Here is an 11,443-nt window from a genome sequence, read left to right as displayed (position 1 = left end):
TGAGGTTAATCATCACGCACATTCTCATTTTCTCTGCGAGAGCCCCCTTACCCCGCATTCACCATTTCCCTATACTTAGCTCTCTTCTCCTCAAGGAGTTTATTGAGCTTTTCTTCCCATCTTGGAAATTGATTGAAGTCTTCAATAATCTCAGCGTGCATCTGTTTGGTCATCTTGGCAGCATCTTCTTTGTAGCCGTTAATTACGAAGTCGATATTGACATACCCATAGTCGCAAAGGTTCTCGATGGGGTAAAGGAAGTTGCGAAGTTTTTGAGCGTGTATTTCGGTGACTTTATATTGCATGTTCACGTATCTCAGCTCCAAATCGACAAATGATTCATCCATGCGATTAACAGAGGCCCATGACAAATTTGGATCGAAATAAGCTTCAACACGATACGTTTCGTCGGCACAATCGACGTCAACCAGATCAAAGTCAAATATCACTTTGTATATATCATCTTCTTGAGCTCCCCATGACCTCTCTCCCTTGAAGTGAGACCACTTCAACTCTGGTGTATCCCTCCAAAGCATTACTTCTGCAGGTAGGTTCTTTGATGGGTAGCTCGTTGAAGACCAATTCCTTCCTCCCGAGCCTCCTTGTTGAGGAGATTTAATAGCTTGAATAAAGACAACTGCGCCAAATAGGCCAACAACCACGAAAAGAATAATGAAGAGTATGCGGTTCGTCATGCTAGAGAGAATTTAGGTCGGGGAAGATAGGAAATACAGGTAAGAGGTATAAGGTCCCTCTTTCTCTGGCACGCGCTAAAGCACCATGCTTAGCATTTTAATCAAAAATGAACCTGCTAAAGCATGGTCCATTTTCCCGAAGCTCGTCTATTAGTCCATAAGTCTGGTGGTCCAAAGGTCCAACATCCAGCGGCACGTGCTAAAGCACCGTGCCTATGATCAGCCGTACATCCACAAGGGAGATGATTGCCGCCGGTCCAGAATATCCCGTAGCAGCATTTCAATCAAAAATGAACCTGCTTAAGCATGGTCCATTTTCCCGAAACTGGTCTATGAGTCCGTGGGTCTGGTGGTCCAAAGGTCCAACATCCAGCGGCACGTGCTAAAGCACCGTGCCTAGGACCAACCGTTCATCCGCAAACAAGATGATTGCCGCCGGTCTAGAATATCCCGTGGCAGAATATTAATCAAAAATGAACCAGCTAAAGCATGGTCCATTTTCCCAAAGCCAGTCTATTAGTCCGTGGGTCTGGTGGTCCAAAGATCCAATATCCAGCGGCACGTGCTAAAGCACCGTGCCTAGGACCAACCGTACATCCACAAGCGAGATGATTGCCACCAGTTCAGAATATCCCGTGGCAGCATTTTAATCAAAAAATGAACCTGCTAAAGCATGGTCCATTTTCCCGAAACTGGTCTATTAGTCCATTAGTCTGGTGGTCCAAAAGTCTATCTTCCAGCGGCACGTGCTAAAGCACCGTGCCTAGGACCAATCGTACATCCACAAGCGAGATGATTGCCACCAGTTCAGAATATCCCGTAGCAGCATTTCAATCAAAAATGAACCTGCTAAAGCATGGTCCATTTTCCCGAAGCTGGTCTATTAGTCCATAAGTCTGGCAGTCCAAAGGTCCATCTCCCTTCGCGAACTCTCTCCATCACAGAAGATTTGTCAAAGCTCTGCAAGAGTCCCTGTGCCCTCTGTGTCTCTGTGTGAGGTTAATCATCACGCACATTCTCATTTTCTCCGCGAGAGCCCCCCTGTCCGAGGCTTACCACCTCACTTCATCCTCGCCAAAATTATCACCTGCACCGCCAGTGCCAGAAACACGAGCATGTAGATTTCAATGTGTGTGAAGAGCTCAACCGTATCAATCACATCTTCACTGATGTTCTTCTGACGCTCACCCTCCACGATTTGAATTTTGGCTAACGTTTCAAGATGCTCTTGGATTTTGTTGATCTGGTTTCGAGCGGCATTTGGCTTTTCGAACTTTGAGCTTACCAAGGATTCTTCGGTTTCTAACAGCGTAGAAATGGAAGATTTTACCCGGCGCCAAACGACCTGCTCATCATCAGTAAGATGCGTATGATCATAGCGATCTATGAGTGTTTGAAGCTCAAAGGTCTGTTCAGAAATGGTCGACGAATATTGAGATGTGTCTCCAATGGCGAGTGCCAACTCCTTTTCATGTAGAATCTGCGAAACATCAAAAATGATATCGCTGGCAATCAATCGGTCTTCATAAATGGTAACGACAGAGTCTCGCATTCGAGAAAAGCTGTCGCGATCGATGAGATTGGTCCCTAGAATGAGGACAAATACCATGAGTATACCGAGAATCCATTTGAGTTTGGTGAACATGATGTGCGGGTTTTAGTAGAAGGAAGGTACGAAAGCTGGGGGATAAGTAGCTCGCAGAGAAATGGAAGGATAAGTGCGAGTGGTATGAGGACGCAGGGACAGGGGGGCTCTCGCGGATAAAATGAGAATGTGCGTGATGGAGAGAGTTCGCGAAGGGGGATGGACCTTTGGACTAGCAGAGCAAAGGACTAATTTGATATGGAGAAGAAATGCGAGAAATACACCCTCGTAGGTTGTCCGGCATTGAATTGAGTATATTCGATTTCACTTTTCACATTGTTGTATGCAGTTTCGCATCGTAAGTCGATTGACCTTCATCTTGGTTCTCGGTGGAGGTAGTGTTTTTGGTCAGGCCAAGTTTTCACCGGAGCAAGTTCGGGCCGACCTCGAATACGCCAACCGTGTAATTCACAATGCGCAATACAATCCATACCTGTATAGCTCGGAAGAGGCTTTGGATTCTGCCTTAACATTTGCTCTGAGTTCGGTAGGAGAAGATTCCGTGTCCGCAAGGAGCGCAAACAGCATCATTCAGCGGTTTGTGTCGAATGTCAACAACGGGCATACTTCTCTCACGCCGCCGTTTCAGGAGTACATCGCATATGCACAAGGAGGTGGAACCGTTTTTCCGCTCGATTTATCCTTAGACGATAAGTGGATTCACGTAAAAGCTGCTTACTGTACTGAGCCCGAGCTCACCGAGGGCGTTCGAATTTTGTCGATCGACGGTCGCCCTATTGAAGAAGTTATCGAGGAATTGGGATACTATGTTCCTGCGGAGGACGACTATTTTAAGCGCGCAAAAATGGAGTCGCTTTCCTTCCCGCGTCTATATTGGATCGCCCATGGCAGGAAGGATAGCTTTGACATCGAAGTACAGATCGCGAACGAATTGGTGCGTTATCGAGTAGCTGCAGTTCCGGCAATTGAAGGTTTCGAGATGAAACATGACGAAGTCTTGAATGCTGCTATGTATATAGAGGTCAACGACAATGCCGCGTTACTTAATCCGGGACCTTTCGGCGGTGATTTGGATGCATTTAAGTCATTCATAGATTCCGCCTTTCACATCATTGTGGATAGCAGGGCACAAGAGCTTTACATTGATTTGAGGAACAATCCAGGAGGTGATGATGCATTTAGCGACTATATGGTTTCGTACATCGCGGATGAGCCGTTTAAATGGAGTTCCGAATTCTACTTGAGATCATCTGCGGTGTTGAAAGAACATACCTTAAAGAATTCTGACACCTCGACCGCATATGCTCGTAGTATTCTGAACGCGGAAGACGGAGTAATGTATGAATTTGATTTTGGTAAGTATGATCCACAGCTTGAGCGCAAGCGATTTAGAGGTGACGTATACGTGCTGATTAATCGTCAGACACACTCCCAGGCATGTGTTACCGCTGCTCAATTGGCCGATTACGGGTGGGGTACATTGGTAGGTGAAACAACAGGCGAGTATCCGAGTCTGTGTGCCTCTTTATTTCCGGTAACCCTTCCACAAACTGGCTTTGTACTGCAAGTTTCCAAGGGCTACATCGTGCGGGTCAATGGCGACACGTCGCATGAAGGTTTGACGCCAATGCAAGAGGTTGAGATTCCGAATGGGAATGAGGAGCTGATGAAATGGATTGGGGAGAGATGATTTCAGTAGTTCTGTCCATCTCCCTTCATCTTGAGCAGGGAGGTAGTAGGCGGTGAAGTCGACGCTTGGGCTCTGATCCGAATGGCGCGGTGCTTTAGCGCGTGCCAGGTAATTCTGATTCCAAGTAATAGACCTACCTCCAGCTAAAGCAGGGAGGTAGTTGGAGGTGAAGTCGACGCTTGGGCTTTGATCCGAATGGCGCGGTGCTTTAGCGCGTGCCAGGAAATCTTATATCCGGGATATAGACCTACCTCCAGCTAAAGCAGGGAGGTAGTTGGAGGTGAAGTCGACGCTTGGGCTTTGATCCGAATGGCGCGGTGCTTTAGCGCGTGCCAGGAATTCCTAATTCCAGGGAATAGACCTACCTCCAGCTAAAGCAGGGAGGTAGTTGGAGGTGAAGTCGACGCTTGGGCTTTGATCCGAATGGCGCGGTGCTTTAGCGCGTGCTAGGAAATCCTAATTCCAGGGAATAGACCTACCTCCAGCTAAAGCAGGGAGGTAGTTGGAGGTGAAGTCGACGCTTGGGCTTTGATCCGAATGGCGCGGTGCTTTAGTACGTGCCAGGTAATCTTAATTAAAGACCAATTGACCCTCTGAGATTTCACGATTTGATTTTTTCAAAGATAGCTTTGTTGTAAACGAAGCGTAGATGGGCAGACATTCTCAGGTCAATATTGTTATTCACCTCGTATGGGCGACTAAAAAAAGATTGCCTCTGCTTAATCTTTCCAGAATAGCTCTCGCTAGATCGGAGTTTCGGAGAGTTTTGAAGAGTTCAAATGCAGTACTTATTGAATGTTCGGGATATCGAGATCATATCCATGTGTTAATCAGAGTTCATGATGATGTGAACTTCCAAACCCTAATCAGAAAACTCAAGGGAGCGAGTAGTTTTTCAATAAATAAAGAGTACGAACCCATTCCTAAATTTCAGTGGCAGCGTGGTTATTATGCACAATCCGTTGGGAAGAAAGAGTTGGAAATGGTGAGGAAGTATGTTCGAGATCAATGGTGTAAACACGAGTATGAGTGGGTAATGAAAGAATTAGAATCCACAAGTTTTAATTCCTCCTCTAGTTAAACCAAGGTAGTAGAAAGTGAGGTTAAAGCTTTGGCCTAAATCCACCTGGCACGGTGCTTTAGCACGTGCCAAGCAATTCCAATTCCAGAATATAGACCTACCTCCAGCTAAAGCAGGGAGGTAGTTGGCGGTGAAGTCGAGGCTAGGGCTTTGATCCGAATGGCGCGGTGCTTTAGCGCGTGCCAGGAAATCTTATTTCCAGAATATAGACCTACCTCCAGCTAAAGCAGGGAGGTAGTTGGAGGTGAAGTCGACGCTTGGGCTGTGATTCACCTAGCACGGTGCTTTAGCACGTGCCAGGAATTCCTAATCCATAGAATAGATCTACCTCCAGCTAAAGCAGGGAGGTAGTTGGAGGTGAAGTCGGGGCTAGGGCTTTGATCCACCTGGCACGGTGCTTTAGCGCGTGCCAGGAATTCCTAATCCATAGAATAGACCTACCTCCAGCTAAACCAGGGAGGTAGTCGATGGTGAAGTCGAGGCATGGGCTTTGATCCACCTGGCACGGTGCTTTAGCACGTGCCAGGTAATCTTAATTGAAGACCAACCGGCACGCGCCAGGTTTTCATCTCAATCGCTCCTCCAAATATTATCCACCATCGAGGTGAACATTTATTATCATTCCGCGCTTAAAATTGAAACCAAACACGATTTTTGCACGTAAGACGTTTCGTACGTCTAACTCACACTTGATCTATTCGCTTCATGCTCGCAGAATCCATTCACACCTTCCTCATTTCGATGTCGCCACTCGGAGAAGCCAGAGTAGGGATACCTGTAGGTGTGGTTCGTGGGCTTCATCCGGTTATGGCCTTTGCGATTGGGCTGGGAGCTAACCTGTTGGTGTACCCGCTCTTTAACGGGTTCATCAATAAGCTCGACCACCGACTGTGGAAATACAAGCCCTATCGGAAACAGAGTATCAAACTGATGAAACGTGCCAAAGGTGGAGTGGGTAACAAGATTCAGAAGTACGGCTTCTGGGGGCTGATGTTCTTTGTGATGATACCACTTCCGATCACAGGCGCCTACATGGGAGTTATTGCGGCTAGGGTGCTGGCCATCAATTCGAAAAGTGCGTTCAAGGCGATAAGCTTGGGGATATTGATCTCTTGCACGATTGTTGGCGCGATAAGCTTGTTGGGCGCAGAGGCGGCGGAGGTGTATTGAGATTTTAGATAGCGCCTGTCCATAAATTCTTGACACCCTGTCTCAAGCTTTTACTCGAATAACTTAGTGAATCCGATTAAGAACGGGACACATCCTGCTGCTATCGATAAAGGAATGTTATCCCCTAAAGACTGGCTACGAGCTCAATACGTGTACTTGGAAGGTATTTATATCTTTGGAGTATGAAAGTATTCTCTCTCGGAGAGGGAGGGACTCGAGCCTCGGAGGATTCTCTATTAATATACGTAAATAGTTTCAGGAACCCCTGTATTACTAGCACCTCAGAATCTCTGTCGATTCCGAAGTGACACTTCGCAATTTTGCGAATTAGAATTACCCTGTCCTTCGGTAAAAGAGATCAGAATATTAACTTAATCATGCTGTTATGGGATAAGCAAACTTGAGAAGCTAGGTCCTCCGTTCCTCTAGTTGTCAATTCAGCCTGTCCCGCCACCACGGGATAAGCCCTCTGAGAAGCACCAAGTTTTTGCAATTGACTTTCAGAACGATATACGAGATAGTTCAAGACCGACTATCTCCGCCGCCAAAGGCAATCCTAGAGGGTTGCTTTTTTTGTGAATAGGGTTGAGTATGTTTTTGCAAAGATTCGGTGTCATATTCGTAATACAGCCTCAATAGATCGTTACCTCGCGAAATGATTCGCACCTGAGAGGACGGTATTCGATGTATGCCCATTTAAAAAAAATACGTCACGTGGCGTATTTCGAGTGAGAGATTCACTTCTGAGATTTGTGGCATCAATCTCATTCATATGAAACACCTGTACACTACTTTTCTTCTTTCCTTGATCACATTAAGCGGTTATGGTCAAGCTTGGTCGCGCACAAATGCTTCTATTGCAGCTACCGGAACAGACGCTCGAATGTTTGCGGCTAATGCTGGAGATACCATTATGGGTATTGCGCCAACACAGCAAGGTTACAAGCTAACCGTCTCTACTGATAAAGGAGCCACATGGTCAAATGGACAAGCCATTTTTGACACACTTATCGATGGTTACACTCCCGAGATCTCAGCGCTATGGGGAATTCACGACCGATTTTATGTCAATATCAACCTCTTTAATTCAACGTACTACAATATCTACTTCTATTCTGAGGATTTAGGGAATACGTGGATTGCAGATACAGCAGGACTTTCGCGTTCATTCAACCCGGCTTACGTGAATCCTGTTGAGATAAGCGCACTAAGTGGCGGCTACATGGTTGCATACAACAGCACGCAAGGGGCTTATTTTAAGCACATTTCGAATAGCAGATGGGTACATAAACCTACTTCCAGTTCGTTTACTGGAATCTATAATCTCGACTTCACATACATAGGGAACACATGGTACGCTCTCAACAATGCGAACCAGTCCACAGGCGAGGTGATCAATACTTCTACAGACTTTGGTCAAACATGGACTACACTGAGCATCAGCGGCCTACCTACTGGTTTCGCACCCTACAACTTGGTTTCTAACCACAACGATAAACTCTTCTTATCTGGAAGTATAGCAGGCTCAGACGCCAACCAGTTGTACTATTCAATCGACAATGGAAGCACCTGGGACTCTACGAATACAGCAGCATTTGGTCAATATAACTTTGCAAGTGTATATCTCCGTGACTTGTTTGCGATAGAAGACTATGTTTTCGCCACTTTTTTTCCGACCCAAGGAGATACTGTATCAAGAGTATTGTCATCAAGCACAGCGGTTCCTAACTTCTCCCTTGCAGACGTATCCGGATTACCAGTTTATCCAGCGAATCAGTTCATGTTGGGACCTCCAACTTTAAACTACTTCAACATAGATAATATTCTGTTCATCACCTATGCGGATGACATTTACTCCTCGACCCCCGGGTTTACAGGCACGAACCCTGGAATAGGTCTTGCAGAGAGCCTTGCTGATGAGTTGGAGTTCTATCCAAATCCTGCATCAGATAAATTCGTCTTGGACGCACAAGAAGAAGGTGAGCTTGTGATCTTCGACCTGAAAGGCACAATTGTTTATCGACAGCAAGTTACAACCGGAGAGAATGTCATTTCATTTGACATTCCCAATGGGATTTATATCCTCAGCTTTGACAACCGCTTCGATAGATTGGTCGTTTCTAAATAACCAAAATGAACAAAGAAAGGGAGGGTATACAATGACCGTCCCTTTCTCTTTTCTAGCTATTAAATCAAGTTGTTATTTTTGGCCTTATCTATGACTTCGAGTCGAGAATGCACGTGAAGCTTTTTGTAGATATTCTCTATATGCTTGCGTACAGTTGGAGGAGAGATGAAAAGATTAGATGCGATAGCTTTATAATCAAGCCCTTGACAAATTTGTCGAAGTACATCATTCTCTCTAGCGGTAAGTTTTGGTTTTTCAACTTCTTCTACTTGCGCATGTTGTTCCGCATTTCTTAAGAACTGTAATGATTTTAAGGCAATGGAAGGAGTTAAGCTGGCTCCTCCACCATGTGTTATGACAATGCTATCGTGCAATTCTTGCGGTGTCACATCTTTGAGAAGATAGCCGTCGGCACCAGCTTTTATGGCCTTAAACACCTCGTTGTCGGCATCTACCACAGTCAGCATGATCACTTTCATTTGAGGGTGCTTCTTCTTGAGTACCCGTGTGACATCGATACCGTCCATTTCTGGCATTTCTATATCCATAAGGATGATGTCGATATACTTATGATTGGACGCGAATTCTAGGAATTCTGAGCCTCTATCGAAGGTTCTCAGCAAATTGAGATCTTCAAAAAAAGAGAGCTTTTCTTCGATGGCTTGTGTCATTAGGACGCTGTCATCCACCACCACTATTGAGATTTTCTTCATGACGTCTGGATAGGCAGTTTCAGGGTTACCGTAGTTCCTTTAGAAGAGGAAGACAGTTTGAATTCACCACCGAGCTCTTTTGTCCTTTTTCTCATGTTTGTAATCCCATTTCCTTCGGTTGATCTCTCATCAACACCCTTACCATTGTCTTTAACCTCAATTATTAAAGACTGATTATCCGTTGTGATATACACCTTAATTGAGCTCGCATTCGCATGCTTCACAGCATTATTAACTGCTTCTTGGATGATGCGATATACATACATTCCATCCTTGGAATTGAAGTGGAAATCGTCACTGTCAGCCGTTTGATCGTAGAACTTGAACTCCAGACCTTCCAAGGAATCTCCAGCTTTGGAAATGAAATTAGAGATTCTATCCTTCAAATCTGAAATGGAAATGTTTGCCATATTCATGGCCCAAATGGTATCGCGAAGTTCGCGAATCGTTTCTCGACTAAATGCGCTAATTCGCTCGAGTTTCCTATGTATCATTGAGCTTTCGTCAACACCCAGGAGGTGCTTTATCCCGTCTATAGACGATATCACAAAAGTCAATTGCGTACCAATATTATCGTGCAGGTCACGCGAGATTTCCATTCGTAACGTCTGAATTTTATTCTGATTCTCAATGGTACTCATGGCCAATTTCAAATTTGCTTCCTGCAGGATTTGATAATTCTTCAACCTTTGTTGACGGTATAGAAGAGCTCCAATCAATGTCAACAAGACTGAGGAAATAGATAGCCCATATATCCAATTGTTTTGAACCTGAATTTCATTTTGTTGAATGAGAATCTGGTTTTCGCGCTCAACAGATTGAAATTGTTCGCTAAGCTCTTCGACCCGAGCCTGATTGGCCACCTGAGTCAGGCTATCTTGAAGCGCATTACGTTGCTCCATCAGGAGAATGGCAGACTCGAACTCACCCTTGGCCTTCTTGTTCTCTATGGCAATCTCCAAGGCGTATTGCCGAATATCCACGAAACTCAACTTTTCTGAGAGTTGAAAACACACCTCGAGATGAGCGATAGACTTGTCGTATTCACCTTTGTTGTGGAACAATTCCCCTAATGCATATTGATTGAGCATAAGAGCAAAATCATCATCCATGTTTTCGCGGTACTCAAGTGCTCGAAGTAAATACTCCTCGCTAAGGTCGAGGCTGTCCTGCTGCATGTAATTGTATCCGATGAACTCCAATGCATATCCAATTCCAACGGAGTCATTCCGTTCCATCTGTATACCCAGGGATTCACGATATGATGCCAACGCTTTTCGCTTTTCGCCCATGTTCTCGAATACGGCCCCTTGTTCATTCAAGATGCGAGCACGTCCTTCATCGTCGTTCAATTCCTCATAAATGGCATAAGCATGGCTATAATACCAAAGGGCTTTTTCGTGATTTTGGAGCTTTCTATGAATGCGTGCGATTGCGTCCATAATTCGTGCACTTTCCGTGTGCTTATTCATTCCCTTATAGAGATCCAATGCAACCAGATAAAAGGAAAGTGCGCTATCCATGACGAACAGCTTTTGGTATGAATATCCGAGGGCTTCGTTGAAATACGCGAGGTCTTCAACTTCTTCAGCTGGAACAATGCCAAGACCTTCCTCGGCAGCCCAATGCGCAACCTTGAACTGAGAGAGTTTATAGTCTTCGAATATCGATTTGAATAGCGCAATTCTTGACTCCTGATTAGATTCAGCTGAGGTTATCGCCTTTAAGCTGTCTAAAGACGCTTGAATAGAGGATTGTTGAGCAACAGTACCTAATGAACAGATGTAGAGAAAGAGGGCAAGACCAAGCTTCATTGATTTGGATTTGGCCTATGAAGATATGTGTTTCGCTCCGAGTTCGAAAGTGGAAAAACAGAGTTGGAGATGGTTTTGGGTATATGGACCCAAGCTTCAATATCACAAGGAGTTGGATGAGCTAGAGCCGTCTGCACGAATTGCCTTTATTGTTTCCAGAAATACGGGCATTGGCTAGCGCCCCAAAGAATCCGAAGTCCTATGAATATTGAGTTAACGTAAATCGATAGTGTGCTACCTTTGGATGGATACTGGGGATTCGAGTCCCCCTCTCACCGGCGGAGTGTATGAAGGGAGATATCAAAGCAATCCGTTAAAGAATGTCCCATGTATGCCTCATAGATAAAATGATGATTTGAAAAATATAATTCGACTTGCATTTGTCTTCATGATTACTATCGCTCTATCTTCTTGTAAAAGTCATGAGCATTTGGAGAAAGTGTCGTTAAAAACAAATTACTTTTGAAGCCTTCCCCGTTTGGTAAACTTCCCCAAAAAGGTAAACTTCACTCAAACACCCTATGGTCGTTTGGACTCAGTGTTGCG

8 protein-coding genes are annotated in these 11,443 nt (G+C 45.0%); 4 read left to right on the top strand and 4 right to left on the bottom strand.

Annotation, left to right across the window (positions count from 1 at the left end; genetic code table 11):
- Positions 1-47: 47 nt before the first annotated feature.
- Together F8C67_RS14195 and F8C67_RS14190 are read right to left on the bottom strand one after the other, a co-directional pair.
- Positions 48-695, bottom strand: coding sequence for a hypothetical protein (locus F8C67_RS14195; RefSeq protein WP_151668526.1), 648 nt, complete (start codon positions 693-695; stop codon positions 48-50).
- A 1,060-nt stretch (positions 696-1,755) separates the two neighbouring features.
- The gene (locus F8C67_RS14190; protein WP_151668525.1) at positions 1,756-2,340 is read right to left on the bottom strand and encodes an MCP four helix bundle domain-containing protein; all 585 of its coding nucleotides are present in this window, start codon (positions 2,338-2,340) and stop codon (positions 1,756-1,758) included.
- A gap of 283 nt (positions 2,341-2,623) precedes the next feature.
- On the opposite strand from F8C67_RS14190, the gene F8C67_RS14185 reads away from it, so the two are divergent.
- The 4 genes from F8C67_RS14185 (at position 2,624) to F8C67_RS14170 (ending at position 8,370) form a co-directional block, all read left to right on the top strand.
- On the top strand, positions 2,624-3,991 hold the full coding sequence (locus tag F8C67_RS14185; RefSeq protein ID WP_151668524.1) for a S41 family peptidase: 1,368 nt from the start codon (positions 2,624-2,626) through the stop codon (positions 3,989-3,991).
- A gap of 649 nt (positions 3,992-4,640) precedes the next feature.
- The gene (tnpA, locus tag F8C67_RS14490) at positions 4,641-5,072 is read left to right on the top strand and encodes an IS200/IS605 family transposase (RefSeq protein WP_151668523.1); all 432 of its coding nucleotides are present in this window, start codon (positions 4,641-4,643) and stop codon (positions 5,070-5,072) included.
- A gap of 705 nt (positions 5,073-5,777) precedes the next feature.
- The gene (locus F8C67_RS14175) at positions 5,778-6,242 is read left to right on the top strand and encodes a COG2426 family protein (protein ID WP_151668522.1); all 465 of its coding nucleotides are present in this window, start codon (positions 5,778-5,780) and stop codon (positions 6,240-6,242) included.
- Positions 6,243-7,014: 772 nt separating this feature from the next.
- Complete coding sequence (locus F8C67_RS14170; RefSeq protein WP_151668521.1) at positions 7,015-8,370, top strand: T9SS type A sorting domain-containing protein; 1,356 nt, start codon at positions 7,015-7,017, stop codon at positions 8,368-8,370.
- 59 nt (positions 8,371-8,429) lie between these two features.
- On the opposite strand, the gene F8C67_RS14165 is transcribed toward F8C67_RS14170, so the two are convergent.
- Together F8C67_RS14165 and F8C67_RS14160 are read right to left on the bottom strand one after the other, a co-directional pair.
- Entirely contained in the window at positions 8,430-9,083 is a 654-nt protein-coding gene (locus F8C67_RS14165) for a response regulator (protein ID WP_151668520.1), read from the bottom strand.
- Positions 9,080-10,897, bottom strand: coding sequence for a tetratricopeptide repeat-containing sensor histidine kinase (locus F8C67_RS14160; RefSeq protein ID WP_151668519.1), 1,818 nt, complete (start codon positions 10,895-10,897; stop codon positions 9,080-9,082). Before F8C67_RS14160 ends, F8C67_RS14165 begins: the two co-directional genes overlap by 4 nt.
- Positions 10,898-11,443 lie beyond the last annotated feature (546 nt).

It is taken from the genome of Phaeocystidibacter luteus (assembly GCF_008933115.1).
Lineage (GTDB): Bacteria > Bacteroidota > Bacteroidia > Flavobacteriales > Schleiferiaceae > Phaeocystidibacter > Phaeocystidibacter luteus.
This window is presented reverse-complemented; position numbering and strand designations above follow the sequence as displayed.